The sequence below is a fragment of the Propioniciclava coleopterorum genome, from assembly GCF_011393335.1.
GTDB lineage: Bacteria > Actinomycetota > Actinomycetes > Propionibacteriales > Propionibacteriaceae > Propioniciclava > Propioniciclava coleopterorum.
This window is the reverse complement of the sequence record NZ_CP049865.1, coordinates 3,194,373-3,215,483: the sequence shown is the minus strand read 5'-3', so window position 1 is coordinate 3,215,483 and position 21,111 is coordinate 3,194,373. Positions and strand designations below refer to the sequence as shown.

The window sequence follows — 21,111 nt, the reverse complement described above, 5'->3', positions numbered from 1 at the left end:
CGGTCCGACATTTCGTCAGGATGGCCCCGCAACCCTCACGGCACGCCTCAGATTACCGAACACACGTTCGAACGGGAAGCGACGCGCCGCGTGTCGCGTCAGCGCTCGGACTCGGGCAGGTCGAGGAACGACCACACGGCCCGCCAGACCCGCTGGGCGCCGACGCCGGCGTCCAACGCCTCCAGCACGGTCCGGTCGCCCAGGTCCATCAGGACCACGTCACGGGCCCAGGTGTCGGCGTGCGCCGCGCCCACGTGCGCCCGGATCCGGCGCCACAACTCCTGCTCGCGCAACGGTCAGGCGACCGCGGCCTGCGGCGCCATCGCGCGCACCGGCAGGGTGGTGACCGACTCGTGCGCGGCGACGCGCTCGCTCGTCAGCCGCAGCATCTCCGACAGGTCGACGTCCAGGGCGCCGCAGATCGCGTTCAGCAGTTCGCTGGACGCCTCCTTCTGGCCCCGCTCGACCTCGGACAGGTAGCCCAGGCTGACGCGCGCCGAACCGGAGACGTCGCGCAGTGTCTTGCCCGACGTGCGGCGCAGTTCGCGCAGCGTCTGACCCACCATGTCTCGCATCAGTACCTCGGCCATGCCCGGACCTCCCTTCCCGTCTCTGTCCATCCAGCGCCCCTCGCCCGCGCCCTGGGGGCGGCGAGCGGGAGGCGACTCATCCACAACGCCGTGGCGCGGCGGAATGTTCCCCCAACCTACACGGGCGAGGCCGCGCGGAGCAGCATCCCGAAGGCGGCGTCGATGGTCTGGCGCCGTACGGCGTCCCGGTCGCCCTCGAACTGGAACCGCTCGGTCTGCTGGAACTGCGGCGTGTTCGGGACGCGCGGGCCGGCCACGCAGACCCACACCTCGCCCGGCGCGTGCCCCTGCTGCGGGTCGGGACCGGCGACGCCGGTGACGGCGATCACCCAGTCGGCGCCCGTGCGCTGCTGTAGCCCGATCGCCATCTCGAGGGCCACCTGCTCGCTGACCACGGTGTGCTGGGCGATGACGTGGGGGTCGATCCCCAGCAGGGCCGTCTTCATCGGGGTGGCGTAGGCGATGGTGCCGCCCACGTACACCTGCGACGCCCCGGGCACGTCGGTGAGGGTCGCCCCGAGCAGCCCGCCGGTCAACGATTCGGCCGCGGCCAGCGACAGCGAGCGTTCGGTGAGGGTGCGGATGACCTTGCTCGCGAGTTCGCTCATCGGCGGCTGCCTTCCTCGGGGTGTTCGGCCAGGTAGGTGGCGCGCAGCTTGTTGGCCTCGCGCAGGTAGTCCAGCCCGGTGAGGACCGTGAGCGCGAAGGCGAGGATCATGGCGATCCAGGCGATGATGTCCCACACGGCGGGCATGAACTGCAGCCCCGGCAGGAACATCGCGAGCGCGACGGACTGCATGACGGTCTTGAGCTTGCCGCCCCGGTTGGCGGCCATGACGCCGTACTTCATGATCGCCCAGCGCAGCGCCGTGATGCCCCACTCGCGCACCAGGATGATGATGGTGATCCACCAGGGCAGCTCGGCCAGGATCGACAGGCCGATGAAGGCCATGCCGGTGAGCGCCTTGTCGGCGATCGGGTCCCAGAGCTTGCCGAAGTCGGTGATGAGGTTGTACTTGCGGGCGATCCGCCCGTCGAGGGCGTCGGTGGCGATCGCGACCAGGAAGACGGCGGTGGCGATCCAGCGCATCGTCGGGTCCTGGGGATGGGCCAGCAGTACCCACGCGAAGATGGGCACCATGACCATCCGGACGGCCGTCAGGATGTTCGGCACGTTCCAGTTACTGACCTTGGCCTGCTCGGTCATGACGGCTGCTCCTCGCGCGCGATGAGATCGACCCCTTCGGCTGCCACGACCCTACCCCAGGCGAGGTCGCCGACCGCCAGGGACGCTCCGGCGTCGGGGAACGACGTCACGCCGTCCACCTCGGGGCCCTGGTGCTCGGCGCGTCCGACCGGGACGCCGTCCTCGATGGCCTCGATCAGGACGCGCACGGGCTCCCCGACGCGCTCCAGCGCCCGCTCCTCCACCAGCGAGGTCGCCAGGTCGCTGAGGCGGGCGTAGCGCTCCTCGATGACGTCGTCGGGCACGTGGTCGGCGAGCCGGACGCCCTCGGTGCCCTCCTCGTCGGAGTACGCGAAGACGCCCAGGGCGTCCAGGCGCGCCGTCGACAGGAACTCGGCCAGGATCTCGACGTCGGCCTCGGTCTCGCCGGGGAACCCGACGATGACGTTGCTGCGGACGCCGGCGCGCGGGCTGAGCCGCCGGATCCGCTCCAGGAGGTCACCGAAGCTGTCGGGATCGCCGAAGCGCCGCATCCGGCGCAGCACGGCGGGGGCGGCGTGCTGGAAGCTCAGGTCGAAGTACGGCACCACCTTCCCGAGGCCGCACATCGTCTCGATCAGCCCGGGGCGGATCTCGGCGGGCTGGAGGTAGGACACGCGGATCTGGTCGAGGCCCGCGACGGCGTCCAGCCGGTGCAGCAGCGTCTCCAGCGCGCCCAGCTCGCCCAGGTCCTTGCCGTAGGAGGACGTGTTCTCGCTGACCAGGAACACCTCGCGCACGCCGTGGTCGACCAGCCAGGACGCCTCGGCGACGATGTCGTCGATCGGGCGGGAGACGAACGAGCCGCGGAAGCTGGGGATGGCGCAGAACGCGCAGCGCCGGTCGCAGCCCGAGGCGATCTTGACGGGCGCGGACGGGCCGCCGCCGATCCGGCGGCGCACGGCGCGCGGGCCGGACGCCGGCGCGACGCCCGCCGGGAGGTCGGGGGCGCCCATGCCGGGGATGGCGACGCCGGGCGCGGCCGCCTGCCGCTGCGCCGGGGACACCGGCAGCAGCCGGCGCCGGTCGGTCGGCGTGTGCGCCTCCAGGTGGGCGCCGGACATGATCAGGCGCAGCTTGGCGTCGATGTCGGCGTAGTCGTCGAAGCCGAGCACGGCGTCCGCCTCGGGCAGCGCGTCGGCGAGCTCCGTGCCGTACCGCTCGGCCATGCACCCGACCGCGACGACGCGTTGCGTGGTGCCGTTGCCCTTGAGGTCGGAGGCGGCCAGCAGGGTGTCGATGGAGTCCTTCTTGGCCGACTCGATGAACCCGCACGTGTTCACGACGACCGCCTCGGCCTCCTGCGGCTCGTCCACCAGCAGGAAGCCGCCCGCCTCGAGGCGCCCGGCGAGCTCTTCGGAATCGACGTCGTTGCGCGCGCAGCCCAACGAGACGATATGGACACGGGTCGAGGAGGTCACCGACCCAGGCTAGCCCAGCGGGCCGCGCGGGCCGGGGCGTCCGCGGTGTTCGGCCTAGTCGACGCGGAACTCGCCCAGCTCGTCCCAGTGGTCGCCCGGCATGACCACGTTGCGCACCCGCGGGGTGACCGGCAGGTACTGCGGGAGTTCGGCCTGGGCGGCCCGGAAGTGGTCGCTGGTGACGTGCGCCTCGGCGGCGTCCTCACGGAAGGCCTCGATCAGCACGTACTGGTTCGGGTCCTCGACGCTGCGGGACCACTCGAAGAAGAGGTTGCCCGGCTCGGCGCGGGTCGCCTCGGTGAAGGGGCGGGTCAGCTCGATCCAGTCGTCGGCGTACTCGGGCTTCACGGTCCACTTCACGCAGATGAAGATCATCGCCACCTCCAGGTTCGTCGTCGTTGCGCCCACGCTAGCCGCCCGAGCCGACAGCGTCAGCCGATGAGTTCGGACACGGTGACGAAGCGGTAGCCGCGCCGGCGCAGCTCGTCGATCACCTCGCCGGTGGCCTCCTGGGTCGCGGCGCGGCCGTTCCAGGGGTGCAGCAGGACGATTGAGCCGGGGCGCACCTGCGCGAGCACCCGCTCGGCGATGTCGGAGGCCGGCTGCGGCGGGCCGCCGCCGAAGTCCTCGGCCTCCACGTCCCACATCACGGTGGTGCGGTCGTGCTGGGCCAGCCACACCGGCGCCACGACCAGCTTCTTGGCGTTCGGCGGCCGGAACGTGATCGGGCCGTCGTACCCCGCGGCGCGGATGGCGGCGTCGGTCGGTTCGACCTGCGCGGCGACGCCGTCGGGGGTGACGAAGATCAGGCGCTTGTGGTCCTGGGTGTGGTTGCCGAGCTCGTGGCCGGCAGCGACGAGGCGCTCGAGCTGGCCCGGGTTGGCCGCGGCGACGCCGCCGTTGACGTAGAACGTCGCCGGCACGCCGCGCTGGGCCAACAGCCAAAGGATCGCGTCGGTGTCGGCGGCCGTCGGGCCGTCGTCGAAGGTGAGCGCGACCACCTTCTCCGCCGTCTCGACGCGGTCGACCAGCCGCCCGGCGACCTGCGCCGTCCTGCTGTTCATCAGCGCGTAGCCGCCGACGGCGAGCAGGGAGAGCACCACGGCGGACGCGGCGAGCGCGATCAGCGCCCGCCGCGTCCGTCGGGTGGGGCTCACCGGTTCAGCACCGCCGCGCTGATGGCTTCGAGCTCCGCCTCGGTCAGCTCCAGGTCGATCGCCGCCGCCGAGTTGACGATGGAGGCCGGCTTGGACGCGCCGGGGATCGGGATGACGTTGTCGGCCAGCGACAGCTCCCAGGCCAGGGTGACCTGCTGCGGGGACGCGTGGTGGGCGCGGGCCACCTCGCCGATGACGGGGAACCGGTCCCCCACCGCCACCGCGCCGCCGCTGGTGCCGCCCAGCGGCGACCAGGGCAGGAAGGCGATGCCGTGCTTGTGGCAGTACTGCAGCTCCGGGTAGGAGGTGTGGTTGAACCTGGGCGAGAACTCGTTCTGCACCGCCGCCAGCCCGCCGTCGCCCAGCACCTCGACCGCGACCCGGATCTCCTCGACGTTGGCGTTCGAGATGCCGATCTCGGTGATGATGCCCTCCTCCTTCAGCGTGGCCAGGGCCTCGATCGACTCGCCGTAGCGGCGGTGACGGTCGGGGCGGTGCCAGTAGTAGAGGTCGATGCTCTCCACACCCAGGCGCTCGCGGGACGCCAGTGCGGCCTCGCGCAGGTACTCCACGGAGCCGTCGCGGCGGAAGTCCTGCTCGGCCGACTTGCGGGTGATGCCGCCCTTGGACGCGACGACGACGCCGCTGCGGTCGCCGCCCCAGGACGCGAGCGCCTCGGCCACGATGCGCTCGTTGTGGCCCATGGTGTCCCAGCTGGGCGCGTAGATGTCGGCGGTGTCGATGAGCGTCACGCCGGCGTCCAGGGCCGCGTGGACGGTCGCGACGGCCTGCTCGTGGCTCGGCTTGGTGTTGCCCCCCATCGAGAAGGGCATGGCGCCCAAGCCGATGGCGGACACGGTGTAGCGCCCGATGGTGCGCTGCTTGGTAACGGTCATGCGCCCAGCCTAGGACGCGGCGCCGACACCCGCGCTCCCGGCGTCCGGGTGGGAGCGACGGGGAGACCCCGGGTGCCCGACCCGCCGAACCGTGGACGAGCGAGGTGACGGTGTCAGCCCGCGGGCCGCACCGAGACCGTCTCGACGCACGCGTCGGCGGGTGCGTCCAGGGCGAACGCGACGGCGCCGGCGACCGCGGCGGCCGTCATCACCTGCGAGGTGTCGTAGTCCGCGCGCCCCTCGGCGGCCTGCAGTTCGCGCTGCATGTCGGTGTCCACCCGTCCGGGGTGCACCGACGTGACGCGGAGCACGCCGCGCTCCTCGGCGCGCAGCGCGTCGGTCCAGGCGCGCACGGCGAACTTCGACGCCGCGTAGATGGCGCTCCCGGGGCCGGCGGTGAACCCCGCCCCGGAGTTGAGGACGACCACCTGGCCGCGGGCGGCCCGCAGCCGCGGCAGCAGCAGCCGGGTCAGCTCGGCGACCGCGATCACGTTGAGGTCGAGCACGCGGCGCCACTCGTCCCAGGACAGCTCGTCGGCCCTGCCGTGGCTGACGACGCCGGCGCTGTGCACGACGGCGTCCAGGCGCTCCCCCAGCCCCGCGACGGCGCGGGCGACGGCGTCCGGATCGCCCAGGTCGGCCACGAAGCCGGACGCCCCGGGGTGCTCCGCGACGACCGCGGCGACCGCGGCGGCGTCCCGGCCGCCGACGATCACCCGCGTCGTCGGGGCGAGGGCGCGCACGATCTCGCGGCCGATGCCGCGGGTGCCGCCGGTGACCAGCACGGTGCGCACGTCAGCCCTCCTGCAGGTTCGCCAGGACGGCGTCCAGGTCGTCGGGCTTGACCAGCACCTCGCGCGGCTTGGAGCCCTCCGACGGACCCACGATGCCGCGGGTCTCGAGGATGTCCATGAGGCGCCCCGCCTTGGCGAAGCCCACGCGCAGCTTGCGCTGCAGCATGGAGGTGGAGCCCAGCTGGAGATTCACCACGAGCTGGGCCGCCTCCAGGACGAGTTCCATGTCGTCGCCGATGTCCTCGGCGACCTTGGTCGACTCCTGCGGCGCGGCGACGTCCTCGCGGTACTGCGGCGCCAACTGCTCGGTCACATGCTTGACGACGGCGCGGATCTCCTGCTCGGTGACCCAGGCGCCCTGCACGCGGACCGGCTTGGACGCCCCCATCGGCAGGAACAGGCCGTCGCCCTGGCCCACGAGCTTCTCGGCGCCCGGCTGGTCGAGGATGACGCGCGAGTCGGTCATCGAGCTGGTCGCGAACGCCAGCCGTGAGGGCACGTTGGCCTTGATGAGGCCGGTCACCACGTCGGTGGAGGGCCGCTGGGTGGCAAGCACGAGGTGGATGCCGGCGGCGCGGGCGAGCTGCGTGATCCGGACGATCGAGTCCTCGACGTCGCGCGGGGCGACCATCATGAGGTCGGCGAGCTCGTCGACGATCACCAGCAGGTACGGGTAGGGCGCCAGGTGCCGCTCGGAGCCCGGGGGCAGCTTCACCTGGCCCGCGCGGACGGCCTTGTTGAAGTCGTCGATGTGCCGGAACCCGAACGCGGCCAGGTCGTCGTAGCGCTGGTCCATCTCGCGGCAGACCCACTGCAGCGCCTCGGCGGCCTTCTTCGGGTTGGTGATGATCGGCGTGACCAGGTGCGGGATGCCCTCGTAGTTGGTCAGCTCGACCCGCTTGGGGTCGACGAGCAGCATGCGCACCTCGTCGGGGGTGGCGCGCATCATGATCGAGGTGATCATCGAGTTCACGAAGCTGGACTTGCCCGAGCCGGTGGCGCCCGCGACCAGCAGGTGCGGCATCTTGGCGAGGTTGGCCACCACGTAGCCGCCCTCGACGTCCTTGCCCAGGCCGACGGTCATCGGGTGGTGGTCGTTGCGCGCGCGGTTGCTGCGCAGCACGTCGCCCAGCGAGACGATCTCCTTGTCGGTGTTCGGGATCTCGACGCCGATCGCGGACTTGCCGGGGATCGGGCTGAGGATCCGGACGTCGGCCGAGGCGACGGCGTAGGCGATGTTCTTGCCCAGCGCGGTGACCTTCTCGACCTTGACGCCCTGGCCCAGCTCGACCTCGTAGCGGGTGACCGTCGGGCCGCGGGTGTAGCCGGTGACGGACGCGTCGATGTCGAACTGGCGGAACACCTCGGCCAGCCGCCCCACGACGGCGTCGGACGCCTCGGTCCGCGCCTTGGGCGCGCTGCCGGCCTTCAGCTGGGCGGGCTCGGGCAGCAGGTACTGGACGTCGCCGGACAGCACGGTCTGCTCGGCGCGCAGCGGCTCGTTGGAGTGCGCGGGCGGCTGCAGTTCCGCGGGTTCGGCCGCCGGGGGCCTGCCGGCGGTGACCGGGGCGGGATCGGCGGCCGGGGCGGGCGCGGCGTCCTCGCCGAAGAGGTCGAAGTTGATCTGCTCGTCGCGGTCCAGGCGCGGCGAGCGCGGCTCCAGCGCGGGCGTCTCGTCGGGGTCGGTGACGAGGGGGGTGTCGTAGGCCTCGTCGACCCCGTAGGTCGGCTCGTCGGCGCGCTCGGGCCGGCGGTACTTCTCGCGCAGCGCGCGGATCCGGTCGGGGACCTCGTACAGCGGGATGCCCGTGATGACCAGCGCGCCGAAGATCGCCATGGCGAGCAGGGCCGGGATGGCGACCCAGGGCCCGCCGAGGTCCATCAGGAAGGAACTCGGGATGAAGCCCAGGATGCCGCCGGCGTGCTGCATCTGCTCGGGCTGGGTGGGCGCGGGGACGTCGTGCGCGACCGAGAACAGCCCCAGGACGCCGAGGCAGAACACCAGCCAGCCGACGGGCTGGCGTCCGGTGGGGCCGTTGGACTGCGGGTCGCGCATGGTGCGCCACGCCATCGCGAACGCCGCGAGGGGCAGCACGATCGACGGGGCGCCGAAGATGGTGGCGACCCCGGCCCGCAGGCCGTCGCCGAACGCGCCGGGCAGCATGAACCAGAACCCGGCGGCGACCACGACGCCGAGGACGATCAGGGCCAGCCCGGTGCCGTCACGCCGGAGCTCGGGATCCAGATCACGGACGCCCGCGCCGAAGCTGCGGACCACGCCGCCCAGGAAGCCGGCGATGCCGCGCCACAGCGCGGTCAGGCCGCGCCCGAGGGCACCGAAAAGAGCGCCGATGCCGCCCCCGGACTTCTGGGGGGATCGACGCGTGTTCTTGGATTTGCTTCCGCCACGTGAAGACGACGAGCGCGTGGACGCGTTCGATCGGCTCCGCGAGGGGGAAGACGCGCGGGTCGCCATGGCTCGACCCTAACAATCAGGGCCCGGATCGGTCGAGCGACCACGCCGTTCCGGGCGGTGGCACCGGGAGACGCATCGCCGGCGGCGCGTGGCTGCTCAGGCTAGAAGTGGCGCCAGCCAGGGGCCCCGTCCTCGCCGAGGTCCCAGGGGGCGCCGTCGACGGTCACGGCGGGCTCGCCCTCGGCGACCTCGCCGACCACGGTCCAGCCCGGGGGCACGGCGCCGGGGGCGAAGGTGGCCACCAGGGCGTGGTCCTCGCCGCCGGTGAGGATGTAGGTGAGCGGGTCTCCGCCGCCGATCGCGGCGGCCACGGTCTTCTGCGCCTCGTCGACGTCGAACGCGTCCGCGCGCAGGTCGATCGCCACGCCCGAGGCGTCCGCGATGTGTCCCAGGTCGGCCAGCAGTCCGTCGGAGCAGTCGATCATGGCGGTCGCGCCCGCCTCCTGGGCGGCGACGCCCTGGCCGTAGGGCGGCTCCGGGACGCGCTGGGCGCGCACCACGGCGCCGGGCGAGCGGAAGCCCCGGGCCAGCACCGCCAGCCCGGCGGCCGCCATGCCGAGGCGTCCGATGTAGGCGACGACGTCGCCGGCCCGGGCGCCGGAGCGCAGCACGGGGGCGCGTCCCTCCAGGTCCCGAACGCCGTCACGGTGATCGCGATCCGGCCGCCGCCGGTGATGTCCCCGCCGAGCAGGGCGGCACCGGCGCGCTCGCACTCGGCGCGGACGCCGCGGCCGAACTCCAGCGCCCACTCCTCCGACGTGCTCGCGGGGCGGCGAGGGCGACGACGACGCCGAGCGGACGCGCGCCCATCGCCTCGACGTCGGCGACCGCGGCCGCGACGGCCTTGCGGCCCACGTCGCCGGGGCCCGACCAGACGCGCTTGAAGTGGACGTCCTCGATCATGGCGTCGGTGCTGACCACGACCTGGCCTGTCGGAGCGAAGACGGCGCAGTCGTCGCCGGGCCCGACGCTCACGGCGTCCGGCATGACGAGGCCCGCCGTCAGTTCCTCGATGAGGCCGAACTCCCCGACCTCACCCAGCGTGCGGACCGCCATCAGCGCAGCCCCATCGGCCGGGTGAGCGCCAGTTCGATGAGCTCCGCGATCAGGTCGGGATAGCGCAGCCCGGAGGCGTCCCACAGCATCGGGTACATCGACAGGTGCGTGAACCCCGGCATCGTGTTGAGCTCGTTGACGTAGATCTCCTCGTCGGGGGTGACGAACAGGTCCACGCGGGACAGGCCTTCGGCCCCCATGGCGCGGAACGTCCGGGCGCCGGTCTTCTGGACCCGCGCGAGCAGCGCGTCGCTGATCGGGGCCGGGACGACGAGGTCCACCTGCCCCTCGGGAAGGTACTTGGCGGCGTAGTCGTAGAAGGCGTCCTCGGTGCGGACGACGATCTCGCCGGCCAGCGAGGTGCGCGGGGCGCCGTCGAGGACGTCCAGCACGGCCACCTCGATCTCCCGCGCCCCCACGAAGCCCTCCTCCACGATGACCTTGGCGTCGTAGCGCAGCGCCTCCTCGATCGCGGCGGGCAGGTGCGCGGGAGTCTCGGCGCGGCTGATGCCGATGCTCGAGCCGCCCCGGGCGGGCTTGACGTAGACGGGGAAGGCCAGGTCGGCCTCCATCCGCAGCAGCAGCCCGGCGCGGTCGGCCGCCCAGGTGTGCCGGTCCAGCGCCACCCACGGGCAGACCGCGAGCCCGGCCGCCCGGAGCTCGTGCTTCATGAGGTCCTTGTCCATGCCGATCGCGGACGCCGCGACCCCGGCCCCGACGTAGCGGATCCCCATCATCTCGAACAGCCCCTGGATGGTCCCGTCCTCGCCGAAGGGCCCGTGCAGCAGGGCGAACGCCACGTCGAAGTCGCGGGCCTCCGCGAGCCGCTCGTCATCCAGCGTCGCGATCCGGCCGCCGCCGTTCCCGTCGCCGCGGATCAGCACGGCGTCCGGGCGGGTCTCGTCCAGGCGCGGCAGGGCGTTGTCGGCGACGTCGAGCGCCAGCAGGTCCGCGGTGGCGACCTGCACCCAGCGTCCGGACGGGGTGATGCCGATGCCGACCACCTCGAAGCGCTCCGGATCGATCGCGCGCGCGACGCTGCCCGCGGTGAGGCAGCTCACGTCGTGCTCGGAGCTCACGCCGCCGAAGATGATCGCGACGCGTGTCCGGGTGGACTGATCCATGGGTGTTCCTCCAAGCGCAGTGGGTCGGGGACAGCCTAGCGAGGCGGCGCGCCTAAGCTGACGCCATGCCCGCCACGCACGTCACCGTCGTCCGCCTCGTCGAGGGCGGCTGGGAGTGCGTCGACGATGCCGGCCGGCGCGTGACCGTCCCCGCGGCCGACCTCGCCCCCGAACTGCGCTCGCTGCGGGTCGGCCAGCGGCTGGCCGTGCGCGAGGCGTCCGGACGCCGCAGCGTCACCCTGCCCTGACCCGACGGTCACCTCGTCCGGGCCGCCGGACGGACGACGCCCCCGCCGCGGGGTGCGGGCGGGGGCGTCGGTCGAGGAGGGCGGGCGATCAGCCGGCGACCTTCGCGGGCAGGGTGGCCACCTTGAAGCCGGGGCGGCGGGCCTCGTACGCCGCGATGGCGTCGTCGTGCTGCAGCGTCAGGCCGATGTCGTCCAGGCCGTTGAGCAGGCGGTGCCGGGTGTAGTCGTCGATCGCGAACGGGTAGGTGGTCTCCCCCGCGGTGATGGTGCGGTCCTCCAGCGACACGGAGATCTCGGCGCCCGGGGACGCCTCCAGGTGGGACCACAGCGCCTCGACGACGTCCTGGTCGACGACCGCCACGAGCAGGCCGGCCTTGCCGGAGTTGCCGCGGAAGATGTCGCCGAACCGCGAGCCGATCACGACCTTGAAGCCGTAGTTCTGCAGCGCCCACACCGCGTGCTCGCGGGATGAGCCGGTGCCGAAGTCGGGGCCCGCCACCAGCACGGTGCCGGCGGTGTAGGCCTCGTTGTTGAGCACGAAGTCCGGGTCGGAGCGCCAGGCGGCGAACAGGCCGTCCTCGAAGCCGGACCGGGTCACGCGCTTGAGGTAGACCGCCGGGATGATCTGGTCGGTGTCGACGTTGCTGCGGCGCAGCGGGACGCCGACGCCGGTGTGCGAGGTGAACGTGTCCATGGCTTACTTCTCCTCCAGGTCGGCGGGCGAGCTCAGGGTGCCGCGCACCGCGGTGGCGGCGGCGACGGCGGGCGAGACGAGGTGGGTGCGGCCGCCCTTGCCCTGCCGGCCCTCGAAGTTGCGGTTCGACGTGGATGCCGAGCGCTCCCCCGGCTTCAGCTGGTCGGGGTTCATGCCCAGGCACATGGAGCAGCCGGCCTCGCGCCACTCGGCGCCGGCGTCGAGGAACACCTTGTCCAGGCCCTCCTCCATCGCCTGCAGGCGCACGCGGGCCGAACCCGGCACCACCATCATGCGGACGCCGTCGGCGACCTTGCGGCCGGCGATGACGCCCGCGGCGAGGCGCAGGTCCTCGATGCGGCCGTTGGTGCAGGAGCCGAGGAAGACGGTGTCCACGGCGATGTCCTTCATCTTCACCCCGGGCGTCAGCGCCATGTACTCCAGGGCGCGCTCCGCGGCCGACTTGGCGACCGGGTCGGAGAAATCGTCCGGCGACGGGACGGCGTCGCCCAGCCCCACGCCCTGGCCGGGGTTGGTGCCCCACGTGACGAACGGCGTCAGGGTCGCGGCGTCGATGTCGACCTCCGCGTCGAAGCGGGCGTCGTCGTCGGTGCGCAGGGTGCGCCAGTACTCCACGGCGGCGTCCCAGTCGGCGCCCTCGGGAGCGTGCGGACGGCCCTTGAGGTAGGCGAAGGTGGTCTCGTCGGGCGCGACCATGCCGGCCTTGGCGCCCCACTCGATGCTCATGTTGCAGATCGTCATGCGGCCCTCCATCGACATGTTCTCGATGGTGGTGCCCCGGTACTCCACGATGTAGCCCTGGCCGCCGCCGGTGCCGACCTTGGAGATCAGCGCGAGCACGACGTCCTTGGGGGTGACCCCGTCGGGCAGTTCGCCGTTGATGTTGACGGCCATCCGCTTCGCGGGCGCCTGGTTCAGCGTCTGGGTGGCGAGCACGTGCTCCACCTCGGAGGTGCCGATGCCGAACGCCAGCGCGCCGAACGCGCCGTGGGTCGAGGTGTGGGAGTCACCGCACACGATGGTCATGCCGGGCTGGGTGACGCCCAGCTGCGGGCCGATGATGTGGACGACGCCCTGGTCCTTGTCGCCGAGGCTGTGGATCCGGATGCCGAACTCCGCGGCGTTGCGGCGCAGCGTGTCGACCTGCAGGCGCGAGACCGGGTCGGCGATCGGCAGCAGGATGTTCTCGGTCGGGGTGTTGTGGTCCTCGGTCGCCAGCGTGAGGTCGGGACGCCGCACCGGGCGGCCCGCGAGGCGGAGGCCGTCGAACGCCTGGGGGCTGGTCACCTCGTGCACGAGGTGCAGGTCGATGTACAGCAGGTCCGGCTCGCCCTCGGCGCTCCGGACGACGTGGTCCTCCCAGACCTTGTCGGCGAGGGTCTTCCCCATGAACGTTCCCTTCTCCACGATGTGCCCGGATCGGTGATCCGCGGGACGCCCGCCATGCTACAACTTGCGGTTCAACATTCGAGACGGCAATATCAGAGTATGGACAGTTCTTCCGGCGTCGGCGTGCTCGACAAGGCCGCCCAGGTGCTCACCGCCCTCGAGCAGGGCCCCACCACCCTGGCGGGCCTCGTGACCGCCACCGGCCTCGCCCGGCCCACCGCCCACCGCCTCGCGGTCGCGCTGGAGCACCACCGGCTCGTGAGCCGGGATCTGCAGGGCCGCTTCGTGCTCGGCCCCCGCCTCACCGAGCTGGCCGCGGCCGCCGGCGAGGACCGCCTGCTCGCGACCGCCGGGCCCGTGCTGGCCCGCCTGCGCGACATTACCGGGGAATCGGCCCAGTTGTTCCGCCGCCAGGGCGACTTCCGCATCTGCGCGGCCGCCGCCGAGCGCCCCGTCGGCCTGCGCGACACCATCCCCGTCGGCACGCAGCTCACCATGAACGCCGGGTCGGCGGCCCAGGTGCTGCTGGCCTGGGAGGAGCCCGAGCGCATCCAGCGCGGCCTCACCAACGCGACCTTCTCCGCCGTGGCGCTGTCCACGGTCCGGCGCCGCGGCTGGGCGCAGTCCGTGGCCGAGCGCGAGGCCGGCGTGGCCTCGGTGTCCGCCCCCGTGCGCTCCCCCGCCGGCAAGGTGATCGCCGCCGTGAGCGTCTCCGGCCCGATCGAGCGGCTCACCCGCCAGCCCGGACGCCTGCACGCCCCGTCGGTGATGGCGGCGGCCGAGCGGCTCTCGGAGGTGCTGCGCCGCAGCGGCGGCGAGTCCTGACCGCACACGACGCAGGGGCCCGGGCGGAGCGATCCGTCCGGGCCCCTGTGGGTCGCACAGGGTTACCCGCCGATCCGGGGCTTGTCTGGGCCCGGCTCGCCTGACAGGCTGGCCCCAAGCCGGTTCGGACCAGGTGCCGCTCGACGAAGAGGCACGGCATCATGGCGGTCCCGACGATCCAGGAGCAGCGCGCCCAACGCGACGCACGCACGGCGACGCTGCTCAGACGCCTCCCGACCGCGACGCTCCCCGCCGACCGCGCCCGGATCCTCGAGCGCGCCGTGGCCCTCAACCTGGAACTCTCCGACGCCCTGGCCCACCGCTACCGGCTCAGCGGCGAGGACGCCGACGACCTGATCCAGGTTGCGCGCTACGGCCTGCTGCTGGCGCTCGTGCGGTTCGACCCGGACGCGGAGCACCTGTTCTCGGCGTTCGCGGTCCCGACGATCCTCGGCGAACTGCGCCGTCACTTCCGCGACGGGTGCTGGGCCATCCGGCCACCGCGCCGCCTGGTCGAACTGCGGGGCGAGATCGCCCGGGCGCGCGCCGAACTGGAGCAGGCGCGCCGATCGACGCCCTCGCCGGCCGCCATCGCGGCGGCCCTCGACGTCCCGGTCGAGGCCGTCAGCCAGGCGCTGAAGATCGAATCGTGCTTCCAGCCCGACTCACTGGAGGCCCGCGGGCCCGCGCCTGCCGGCTATCCGCCCGACCCCGAGGACGCCATCGGCGCCCTGGTGGAGCACCTCGCGCTCGAGGCGGCGGTCGCCGATCTGACGCCCGAGGCCCGCGCCCTGCTGCGGTGGCGTTTCGTGGATCGCCTCAGCCAGCAGGAGATCGCCGAGCGCCTCGGCGTCTCCCAGATGCAGGTCTCGCGCCTCCTGCGGCGCGTCCTGGCGACGCTGCGCGGACGCCTCGAGCCCGACGCTCCACTGCGTCGGGCGGGCTGAGCGCTTCCGCCCGCCCGACGCCCACCGGCGCACCGCTACCCGGTGCCCGGGTGGGCCGGCTCGTCGCCGACGGCCAGATCGTCCTGCTCGTCCCGGTGGGGCACCGCGCCCAAGCCCCGGTAGTGCAGGTCGAACGCCGGCGATTCGGACCGGATGACCGGGATGACGGCGAAGTTGTGCCGCGGCGGCGGGCAGGAGGTGGCCCACTCCAGCGATCGGCCCCAGCCCCACGGGTCGTCGACGCCCACCAGCGGCGCGTCCCGCGAGATCCAGATGTTCCACAGGAACGGCAGGAAGGCGATGCCGAGGATGAACGCGCCCACGGTCGAGACCTGGTTGAGGAAGGTGAAGCCCTCCTGCGGCAGGTAGTCCGCGATCCGGCGCTGCATCCCCTCGACGCCCAGCCAGTGCTGCACGAGGAACGTGGTGTGGAAGCCGATGAAGGTCAGCCAGAAGTGCAGGATCGCGAGGCGCTCGTTCAGCATGCGCCCGGTGAACTTCGGCCACCAGAAGTAGAAGCCCGCGAACGTGGCGAACACGACCGTCCCGAAGAGCACGTAGTGGAAGTGCGCCACCACGAAGTAGGTGTCGGACACCTGGAAGTCCAGCGGCGGCGACCCCAGGATCACGCCGGTCAGCCCACCGAACAGGAAGGTGGTGAGGAAGCCGATGGACCACAGCATCGGCGATTGCAGCCGGACCGAGCCGTTCCACATCGTGCCGATCCAGTTGAAGAACTTCACCCCGGTCGGCACGGCGATCATGTACGTCATGAACGAGAAGAACGGCATGTTGACCGCGCCGGTCACGAACATGTGGTGCGCCCACACCGTCATGGACAGGCTGCCGATCCCCAGCGTCGCGAACACCAGTCCGACGTAGCCGAAGATGGGCTTGCGGCTGAAGACGGGCAGGATCTCGGTGATGATGCCGAAGAACGGGATGGCCACGACGTAGACCTCGGGATGGCCGAAGAACCAGAACAGGTGCTGCCACAGCAGCGCTCCGCCGGTCGCGGCGTCCAGCGCGTGTGCGCCGAGCATCCGCTGGGCGCCCAGGACCAGCAGCGCGGCCCCGAGCACGGGGAACGAGATCAGCACCATGATCGCGGTGACGAACACGTTCCAGCAGAAGATCGGGAGCCGGAACATCGTCATCCCGGGCGCGCGCAGCGTCACGATGGTCGTGACGAAGTTGACCGCGCCGAAGATGCTCGACAGGCCCATGAGGTACATCCCGACCACCCACAGGTTGCCGCCGACGCCGGGGGTATTGATCGCGTCCGACAGGGGCGTGTAGGCGAACCACCCGAAGCTCGCAGCGCCGTCCGGGGTCAGGAATCCGCTGCAGGCGACGAGCGCGCCCAACAGGTAGAGCCAGTAGCTGAACGCGTTCAGCCGCGGGAAGGCGACGTCCGGCGAGCCGATCTGCAGCGGCATGATCGCGTTGGCGAACCCCGCGAACATCGGGGTGGCGAACATCAGCAGCATGATCGTGCCGTGCATGGTGAAGAACTGGTTGAAGCGCTCGTAGTCCAGGAACTGCAGCCCGGGGTAGGCCAGCTCCGCGCGCATCCCCAGCGCCAGCAGCCCACCGAACGCGAAGAACGCCATGGCCGTCGCCATGTACATGGCGCCGATCAGCTTGTGATCGGTGGTCGTCAGGAACTTCATCGCCCAGGCGCCGCGGCGCGCCTTCACCACCGCTTCCGGTCGCGGCTCGGCGGTGGCGGCCCTCTCCATGACGCTCATCCCGTGTTCCCCCTTCGTCGGCACAGCGGTCGCGGACTCACCTCACAGGGGTGGTACCCCACTCGACCGGGTCCCAAACCGATTACGACAAGCAGATTCGTTGGACTTCCACGGTTCGGGGCGCATGCTGGAACCAGAGGGAGTCCCGACCACGGAGGGCGGCACGATGAGCGAGCACGAGCCGGCGGCCGCCGCGCAGGCGCGCGGAGTCGGCGAGGCCGAAGCTTGGGAGGCGATCGCGGACTGGGCGCTGCGGCTGGCGGCCGCCTCGACCGAGGAGGAACGCCTGCGTCAGGGCGTCCTGGCGGTGTGCGACCTCGTGCCGCCCTGCCATGCCGCCTCGGCCGTGCTCGTGCGGCATCACCGCCGGGTCGCCGAGGTGGCGGTCGGCGGGGACGCCGACGCCGCCGAGGAGGCGCAGGACCGCCACGACGAGGGGCCGGGGTTGAGCGCGCTGCGCACCGGGGTCGCCGAGCACGTCGCCGACCTGGACGCCGAGACGCGCTGGCCACGGTGGGCCCGCTCGGCGCGGGAGGCCGGGCTCGGCGCGGCGCTGGCGCTGCCCCTGCCGCGCAGCCACGGCGTCCTGACGCTCTACGCGCCGCGCGCCGCCGGGTTCTCCCCGACGACCTGGCGGCCGCCGGCGCGCTGGCGACGCTGGTCGATATCGCCGTCGCCGCCGGACGCGAGTTGGCGAGCCGGTCCTCCGCCCTGGTCAACCGCACCGTCATCGGCCAGGCCCAGGGGATCCTGATGGAACGGTTCCGGGCGACGCCGCAGGAGGCGTTCGCCATGCTGCGCGCGGCCTCCCAACGCACCAACCACAAGCTCAGCGCCGTCGCGGCCGTGGTGGCGGAGACCGGCCGGCTCCCCTGATCGGCGGCCTCGGCGCTCGGGCGTCGGCGCGCCCGCCCGCGGCAACCGTGGCCTTCGTCTTGGCCGACCGCCGACCCTTCTGTATCGTTCTAGTAAATCGATCCAGAAGGAGGCGGTGTGACGAAGATCACGGCGAAGTCGGTGGCCCTGGCGGCGGGCGTGTCCCCGTCGTCGGTCTCCAACGCCTACAACCGCCCCGATCAGCTCTCAGCCGACGTCCGCGAACGGATCCTCGCCGTGGCCGCCGAGCTGGGCTACCACGGGCCGGACCCGGCCGGGCGCGCGCTGCGCAGCGGTCGCGCCGGGGCGATCGGCGTGCTGATGACCCAGCACAACTCCTACGCCTTCTCCGACCCGTACGCCATCGGCTTCCTGCGGGGGCTGGCGGAGGAACTCACCGACGGCGAGGTCGGCATCCTGCTGCTCCCCCGACCGCGGAGGCGGTGCAACGCGCCTCGATCGACGCCCTCACGAGCCTGTGCCTCCAAAGCACCGCGCCGGCGGTGGAGGCTGCTCTGGCCCGCGGGATCCCCGTCGTGATCAGCGTCATGGATCCGCGCCCCGACATCGATCACGTCGCCATCGACGACGTGATGGCCGGCGTCCAGCTCGGCGAGCACCTCGCGCGGCTCGGGCATCGCGACGTCGCGGTGCTGCTCAACGGCGGCGTCCACGCCCCCGGCACGCCGGACTACGTCGACAACGTCGACCGCCTCGCCGGCCTGCGCCGCGGCCTGGGCGGCGCGTCCCTGCGCGTCCACACGACCGCCGAGAACAGCTACAGCGCCGGCAGGGCCGCCGTGGGGACGCTGTGGGACGTCCGCGACCGCCCCACGGCCGTGGTCGCGCTGAGCGACACGATGGCGCTGGGCCTGATGGACGGCCTCGCCGAGCGGGGCGCCACGGCCGGGCGCGACGTGTCGCTGGCCGGATTCGACGACATCCCCGAGGCGGCCGGGCGCGGCCTGACCACCGTGCACCAGCCCATCGAGGAGAAGGGGCGCCGGGTCGCCCGGCTCATGCTGGACCCCGCCCTGGAGCCGCGCCGGGTGATCCTGCCGACCCGCCTCGTCGTCCGCGCCTCCACCGCGCCCGCGCCGCGGGCCTGACCGAACCCGCCCCGACCACCACCACCACCACGAAGGAAGCACCGCACATGTTCAACGTCCTCGATGTCACCACCCTGGGTCACAACCTCGCCACGTCGGCCCTGCCGACGGCCCCCGCCCTCCAGGGCGGCTGGGAGGCGGGCCCGCTCCGCGCGGGGGCGTCCCGGGTGCTGCGCGCGTGGGCCCGCCGCCTGGACCCGCAGGCCCGCTGACTCCCCCGCCGCAGAACGACGAACGGCCCCTCCCGGTTTGGGAGGGGCCGTTCAGCTGGTAGCCCCGACGGGATTCGAACCCGCGCTACCGCCTTGAGAGGGCGGCGTGCTAGGCCGCTACACAACGGGGCCAGCTCGCACCGTTCTCGGTGCCCGGGAGACATTACCAGAGCCTTGCGCCTCTGGCGAAATCGCCTCCCAGCAGGGGTACTAGGACTCGAACCTAGACTGACGGAACCAGAATCCGGCGGGCTGCCAATTACCCCATACCCCTTCATTCACCTCCCGATCCTCACGGATCGAGCGGCGCCGGCCAGGCTGAGCCAGCGAGGTAAGACCTTACTGCAACCGGGGCCCGGGCTCAAAACCGAGGCAACCGGTGGCCCGCGCGGCGCGCCTCACGCGGTTTCGGTGGCCGGCTTCCACCGGCGGGCCAGCAGCACGATCAGGACGGTGAACAGCGCGAACCGTCCGACGTCCCACGCGGCCACGATCCAGGTCACCTCGCTGATCGCCTTCACCTGCGCCACCGACGCGGTCAGCGCCGCCAGCCCGAACGAGGTGACGTTGTTGGCGACGTGCGCGGCGATTCCGGCCTCCAGGCCACCCGTGCGGACGACCAGCCATCCCGCCAGGACGCCGAACGCGAACCGGTCGAGCACCAGGGCCGGATCCAGCGAGCCGTGGAAGGCGGTGAACACCGCCGCGGAGGTGAGGATGCCGAACCAGGGCGAGGCCACCATGGACCCCAGCGACTGCATGAGGTACCCGCGGAAGAAGTACTCCTCCGCGGCGGCCTGCAGCGGCGTGGTGAGCAGCATGATGACGATGAACCACACCGCGCCCGGTTGGGGGTTCAGCGCGAAGGACGGCCCGCCCGGTTGGGTGAGGTTCTGCACGACCAGCACCAGCCACAGCGACGCGAAGGCGACGAGCAGGCAGGCGCCCAGCCAGCCCCACCGGAGGCCCACGAGCACCGATCCGAGGATCCCCGGCCGGACGCGGTGGATGAACAGCACCAGCGCCATGGACAGGGGGATCAGCGTGGCGAGCCCGAGGTGGCCCACGACGAGCCCGAACGGGAGTTCGTAGCTCGTGAGCGCCCGGAAGGTGGCGTCGAAGTCCCCCGGCGAGCCGATCGCCAGCCAGTACAGCCCGCCGAGCCCGCGCATGAGGAGTGGCGTGATGACCATGAACGACAGCAGGCCCAACGTGACGCCCACCATCGAGGTGAAGGGGTTCGCCGTCGTGGTGCGCAGCGCGTGGGGGTAGTCCACGCCGCTCGGGATGCGTTCGGTCGCGAAGGCGTCCAGCAGGGGCGCGAAGGGCCCTCGGAACCCCGGCCGCGAGGGGCCCGAAGGCGTCCGCGGCGTGGGACGCCGACCCGCCTGCGCGGCCACCGCCGGGTTGCCCGACCGGGCGCGCCGGTCCCTGGGGCTCATGCCTCCGCGGCCACGACGGGGTTGGACAGCGCGCCCAGCCCGTCGACCTCGACCGTGACCACGTCGCCGGGCTCGAGGCGTCCGACGCCCTCGGGGGTGCCGGTCAGGATGACGTCGCCGGGCAGGAGCGTGGTGAAGGCGGACACGAAGGCCACCAGGTCCGCGATCCCGTGCACCATGTTCGCGGTGGTGGAGTCCTGCCGCTCGATCACGTCCCCGTCGCGGGTGACGGTCGCGCGGATCCCGAGGTTGGACGCCTCCTCGATGCTGAGGTGGGTGGTGATCCACGGGCCGAGCGGGCAGAACGTGTCGAACCCCTTCGCGCGGGCCCATTGGCCGTCGGACTTCTGGAGGTCCCGCGCGCTGACGTCGTTGGCGCAGGTGTACCCGAAGATCACCTCGGCGGCACGCTCGGCGGGGACGTCCTTGCAGATCCGGCCGATGACGACGGCCAGCTCGGCCTCGTGGTCGACGGCGGTGGTCTGACGCGGGTAGACGATGGGCTCGCCGGGGCCGATCACCGAGGTGTTGGGCTTGAAGAACGCCATCGGCACCTCGGGCACGTCGTTGTCGAACTCGGCGGCGTGAGCCGCGTAGTTCCGCCCGATCGCCACGACCTTGCTGCGCGGGATCACCGGCGCGACGAGCCTCACGTCGTCCAGGTGGAGCCGCTCGCCGGTGTACTGGACCGGCCCGACCAGCGGATCCCCGTTGAGGACCTGGATCGTGTCGGGGTGCTCCCCCGCGTCGTCGGGGAGTTCGACGGTGCCGAACCCGATGGTGTCGTCGTGGACGAATCGAGCGATGCGCATGCACCTCAGGCTACCGACTCGGCCCGCCTCAGGTCGCGCGCGCCCG

The 21,111-nt window shown here is 72.3% G+C and carries 24 protein-coding genes, 2 tRNA genes and 1 pseudogene; 8 read left to right on the top strand and 19 right to left on the bottom strand.

Annotated features, from left to right (window positions below):
* Positions 1–98: 98 nt before the first annotated feature.
* The 12 genes and pseudogenes from G7070_RS15260 to G7070_RS15205 all read right to left on the bottom strand — a co-directional run bounded on the left by G7070_RS15260 (position 99) and on the right by G7070_RS15205 (position 10,739).
* A complete protein-coding gene (locus G7070_RS15260) occupies positions 99–293 on the bottom strand; it encodes a DUF3046 domain-containing protein (protein WP_166234449.1) in 195 nt (64 codons plus the stop codon).
* A gap of 3 nt (positions 294–296) precedes the next feature.
* Entirely contained in the window at positions 297–590 is a 294-nt protein-coding gene (locus G7070_RS15255; protein WP_166234448.1) for a helix-turn-helix domain-containing protein, read from the bottom strand.
* A 116-nt stretch (positions 591–706) separates the two neighbouring features.
* Positions 707–1,198: a CinA family protein gene (locus G7070_RS15250; RefSeq protein WP_166234447.1), complete on the bottom strand. Its 492-nt coding sequence runs from the start codon at positions 1,196–1,198 to the stop codon at positions 707–709.
* Positions 1,195–1,797, bottom strand: coding sequence for a CDP-diacylglycerol--glycerol-3-phosphate 3-phosphatidyltransferase (gene pgsA, locus G7070_RS15245; RefSeq protein WP_166234446.1), 603 nt, complete (start codon positions 1,795–1,797; stop codon positions 1,195–1,197). Before pgsA ends, G7070_RS15250 begins: the two co-directional genes overlap by 4 nt.
* Positions 1,794–3,236 carry a 30S ribosomal protein S12 methylthiotransferase RimO gene (gene rimO / locus G7070_RS15240; protein WP_166234445.1) on the bottom strand — a complete coding sequence of 481 codons (1,443 nt, stop codon included), beginning with the start codon at positions 3,234–3,236 and terminating at the stop codon, positions 1,794–1,796. The genes pgsA and rimO overlap by 4 nt, the downstream gene beginning before the upstream one ends.
* 54 nt (positions 3,237–3,290) lie before the next feature.
* Complete coding sequence (locus G7070_RS15235; RefSeq protein ID WP_348981471.1) at positions 3,291–3,644, bottom strand: putative quinol monooxygenase; 354 nt, start codon at positions 3,642–3,644, stop codon at positions 3,291–3,293.
* A 23-nt stretch (positions 3,645–3,667) separates the two neighbouring features.
* Positions 3,668–4,393: a polysaccharide deacetylase family protein gene (locus G7070_RS15230; RefSeq protein WP_246227154.1), complete on the bottom strand. Its 726-nt coding sequence runs from the start codon at positions 4,391–4,393 to the stop codon at positions 3,668–3,670.
* Positions 4,390–5,289 carry an aldo/keto reductase gene (locus G7070_RS15225; RefSeq protein ID WP_166234444.1) on the bottom strand — a complete coding sequence of 300 codons (900 nt, stop codon included), beginning with the start codon at positions 5,287–5,289 and terminating at the stop codon, positions 4,390–4,392. Before G7070_RS15225 ends, G7070_RS15230 begins: the two co-directional genes overlap by 4 nt.
* A 113-nt stretch (positions 5,290–5,402) precedes the next feature.
* The gene (locus G7070_RS15220; RefSeq protein ID WP_166234443.1) at positions 5,403–6,083 is read right to left on the bottom strand and encodes an SDR family oxidoreductase; all 681 of its coding nucleotides are present in this window, start codon (positions 6,081–6,083) and stop codon (positions 5,403–5,405) included.
* A 1-nt stretch (position 6,084) separates the two neighbouring features.
* Positions 6,085–8,559, bottom strand: coding sequence for an FtsK/SpoIIIE family DNA translocase (locus G7070_RS15215; protein WP_166234442.1), 2,475 nt, complete (start codon positions 8,557–8,559; stop codon positions 6,085–6,087).
* A 101-nt stretch (positions 8,560–8,660) separates the two neighbouring features.
* A pseudogene (locus G7070_RS20030) lies at positions 8,661–9,615 on the bottom strand (thiamine-phosphate kinase).
* The gene (locus tag G7070_RS15205; protein WP_166234441.1) at positions 9,615–10,739 is read right to left on the bottom strand and encodes a D-alanine--D-alanine ligase family protein; all 1,125 of its coding nucleotides are present in this window, start codon (positions 10,737–10,739) and stop codon (positions 9,615–9,617) included. Before G7070_RS15205 ends, G7070_RS20030 begins: the two are co-directional and overlap by 1 nt.
* A gap of 65 nt (positions 10,740–10,804) precedes the next feature.
* Here G7070_RS15205 and G7070_RS15200 point away from each other — a divergent pair, with 65 nt between their 5' ends.
* Complete coding sequence (locus G7070_RS15200; RefSeq protein ID WP_166234440.1) at positions 10,805–10,987, top strand: hypothetical protein; 183 nt, start codon at positions 10,805–10,807, stop codon at positions 10,985–10,987.
* A gap of 88 nt (positions 10,988–11,075) precedes the next feature.
* Here G7070_RS15200 and leuD read toward each other — a convergent pair whose 3' ends face one another.
* Together leuD and leuC are read right to left on the bottom strand one after the other, a co-directional pair.
* A complete protein-coding gene (gene leuD, locus G7070_RS15195) occupies positions 11,076–11,681 on the bottom strand; it encodes a 3-isopropylmalate dehydratase small subunit (protein ID WP_166234439.1) in 606 nt (201 codons plus the stop codon).
* A gap of 3 nt (positions 11,682–11,684) precedes the next feature.
* Complete coding sequence (gene leuC / locus G7070_RS15190) at positions 11,685–13,091, bottom strand: 3-isopropylmalate dehydratase large subunit (protein WP_166234438.1); 1,407 nt, start codon at positions 13,089–13,091, stop codon at positions 11,685–11,687.
* Between the two features lie 99 nt (positions 13,092–13,190).
* Between leuC and G7070_RS15185 the strand changes: the two genes are divergently transcribed.
* Both G7070_RS15185 and G7070_RS15180 read left to right on the top strand, forming a co-directional pair.
* On the top strand, positions 13,191–13,916 hold the full coding sequence (locus G7070_RS15185; RefSeq protein WP_166234437.1) for an IclR family transcriptional regulator: 726 nt from the start codon (positions 13,191–13,193) through the stop codon (positions 13,914–13,916).
* Between the two features lie 161 nt (positions 13,917–14,077).
* Positions 14,078–14,863 carry a sigma-70 family RNA polymerase sigma factor gene (locus G7070_RS15180; protein WP_166234436.1) on the top strand — a complete coding sequence of 262 codons (786 nt, stop codon included), beginning with the start codon at positions 14,078–14,080 and terminating at the stop codon, positions 14,861–14,863.
* A gap of 35 nt (positions 14,864–14,898) precedes the next feature.
* On the opposite strand, the gene ctaD is transcribed toward G7070_RS15180, so the two are convergent.
* A complete protein-coding gene (ctaD, locus tag G7070_RS15175) occupies positions 14,899–16,614 on the bottom strand; it encodes an aa3-type cytochrome oxidase subunit I (protein WP_431977902.1) in 1,716 nt (571 codons plus the stop codon).
* Positions 16,615–16,780: 166 nt separating this feature from the next.
* Here ctaD and G7070_RS15170 point away from each other — a divergent pair, with 166 nt between their 5' ends.
* The 5 genes from G7070_RS15170 (at position 16,781) to G7070_RS15155 (ending at position 18,811) form a co-directional block, all read left to right on the top strand.
* Positions 16,781–17,368, top strand: a complete 588-nt coding sequence (locus tag G7070_RS15170) for a GAF domain-containing protein (RefSeq protein WP_166234435.1) — start codon at positions 16,781–16,783, stop codon at positions 17,366–17,368.
* Entirely contained in the window at positions 17,368–17,490 is a 123-nt protein-coding gene (locus tag G7070_RS15165; protein ID WP_246227153.1) for an ANTAR domain-containing protein, read from the top strand. Before G7070_RS15170 ends, G7070_RS15165 begins: the two co-directional genes overlap by 1 nt.
* A 117-nt stretch (positions 17,491–17,607) precedes the next feature.
* Entirely contained in the window at positions 17,608–18,030 is a 423-nt protein-coding gene (locus G7070_RS19020; RefSeq protein ID WP_246227152.1) for a LacI family DNA-binding transcriptional regulator, read from the top strand.
* Positions 17,934–18,599, top strand: a complete 666-nt coding sequence (locus G7070_RS19015) for a substrate-binding domain-containing protein (RefSeq protein ID WP_348981468.1) — start codon at positions 17,934–17,936, stop codon at positions 18,597–18,599. Before G7070_RS19020 ends, G7070_RS19015 begins: the two co-directional genes overlap by 97 nt.
* Positions 18,600–18,646: 47 nt before the next feature.
* On the top strand, positions 18,647–18,811 hold the full coding sequence (locus G7070_RS15155) for a hypothetical protein (protein WP_166234433.1): 165 nt from the start codon (positions 18,647–18,649) through the stop codon (positions 18,809–18,811).
* A 56-nt stretch (positions 18,812–18,867) separates the two neighbouring features.
* Here G7070_RS15155 and G7070_RS15150 read toward each other — a convergent pair.
* From G7070_RS15150 to G7070_RS15135, 4 genes are all read right to left on the bottom strand, one after another.
* Positions 18,868–18,943: transfer RNA gene (locus tag G7070_RS15150), tRNA-Glu, on the bottom strand.
* Positions 18,944–19,013: 70 nt separating this feature from the next.
* Positions 19,014–19,085 (bottom strand) — tRNA-Gln (locus G7070_RS15145).
* Positions 19,086–19,209: 124 nt separating this feature from the next.
* Positions 19,210–20,253: a CPBP family intramembrane glutamic endopeptidase gene (locus G7070_RS15140; protein WP_166234432.1), complete on the bottom strand. Its 1,044-nt coding sequence runs from the start codon at positions 20,251–20,253 to the stop codon at positions 19,210–19,212.
* Positions 20,250–21,065 carry a fumarylacetoacetate hydrolase family protein gene (locus G7070_RS15135; RefSeq protein WP_166234431.1) on the bottom strand — a complete coding sequence of 272 codons (816 nt, stop codon included), beginning with the start codon at positions 21,063–21,065 and terminating at the stop codon, positions 20,250–20,252. The genes G7070_RS15140 and G7070_RS15135 overlap by 4 nt, the downstream gene beginning before the upstream one ends.
* Positions 21,066–21,111 lie beyond the last annotated feature (46 nt).

Excerpts from the sequence above, each read along its gene's own strand:
- leuC (WP_166234438.1), bottom strand. The coding sequence starts at position 13,091 with ATGGGGAAGACCCTCGCCGACAAGGTCTGGGAGGACCACGTCGTCCGG.
- G7070_RS15205 (WP_166234441.1), bottom strand. The coding sequence starts at position 10,739 with ATGGATCAGTCCACCCGGACACGCGTCGCGATCATCTTCGGCGGCGTG.
- ctaD (WP_431977902.1), bottom strand. The coding sequence starts at position 16,614 with ATGAGCGTCATGGAGAGGGCCGCCACCGCCGAGCCGCGACCGGAAGCG.
- G7070_RS15185 (WP_166234437.1), top strand. The coding sequence starts at position 13,191 with ATGGACAGTTCTTCCGGCGTCGGCGTGCTCGACAAGGCCGCCCAGGTG.
- pgsA (WP_166234446.1), bottom strand. The coding sequence starts at position 1,797 with ATGACCGAGCAGGCCAAGGTCAGTAACTGGAACGTGCCGAACATCCTG.
- G7070_RS15140 (WP_166234432.1), bottom strand. The coding sequence starts at position 20,253 with ATGAGCCCCAGGGACCGGCGCGCCCGGTCGGGCAACCCGGCGGTGGCC.
- G7070_RS15255 (WP_166234448.1), bottom strand. The coding sequence starts at position 590 with ATGGCCGAGGTACTGATGCGAGACATGGTGGGTCAGACGCTGCGCGAA.
- G7070_RS15170 (WP_166234435.1), top strand. The coding sequence starts at position 16,781 with ATGAGCGAGCACGAGCCGGCGGCCGCCGCGCAGGCGCGCGGAGTCGGC.
- G7070_RS15180 (WP_166234436.1), top strand. The coding sequence starts at position 14,078 with ATGGCGGTCCCGACGATCCAGGAGCAGCGCGCCCAACGCGACGCACGC.
- leuD (WP_166234439.1), bottom strand. The coding sequence starts at position 11,681 with ATGGACACGTTCACCTCGCACACCGGCGTCGGCGTCCCGCTGCGCCGC.
- G7070_RS15135 (WP_166234431.1), bottom strand. The coding sequence starts at position 21,065 with ATGCGCATCGCTCGATTCGTCCACGACGACACCATCGGGTTCGGCACC.
- G7070_RS15225 (WP_166234444.1), bottom strand. The coding sequence starts at position 5,289 with ATGACCGTTACCAAGCAGCGCACCATCGGGCGCTACACCGTGTCCGCC.
- G7070_RS15200 (WP_166234440.1), top strand. The coding sequence starts at position 10,805 with ATGCCCGCCACGCACGTCACCGTCGTCCGCCTCGTCGAGGGCGGCTGG.
- G7070_RS15250 (WP_166234447.1), bottom strand. The coding sequence starts at position 1,198 with ATGAGCGAACTCGCGAGCAAGGTCATCCGCACCCTCACCGAACGCTCG.
- G7070_RS15165 (WP_246227153.1), top strand. The coding sequence starts at position 17,368 with ATGGAACGGTTCCGGGCGACGCCGCAGGAGGCGTTCGCCATGCTGCGC.
- G7070_RS15155 (WP_166234433.1), top strand. The coding sequence starts at position 18,647 with ATGTTCAACGTCCTCGATGTCACCACCCTGGGTCACAACCTCGCCACG.
- G7070_RS15215 (WP_166234442.1), bottom strand. The coding sequence starts at position 8,559 with ATGGCGACCCGCGCGTCTTCCCCCTCGCGGAGCCGATCGAACGCGTCC.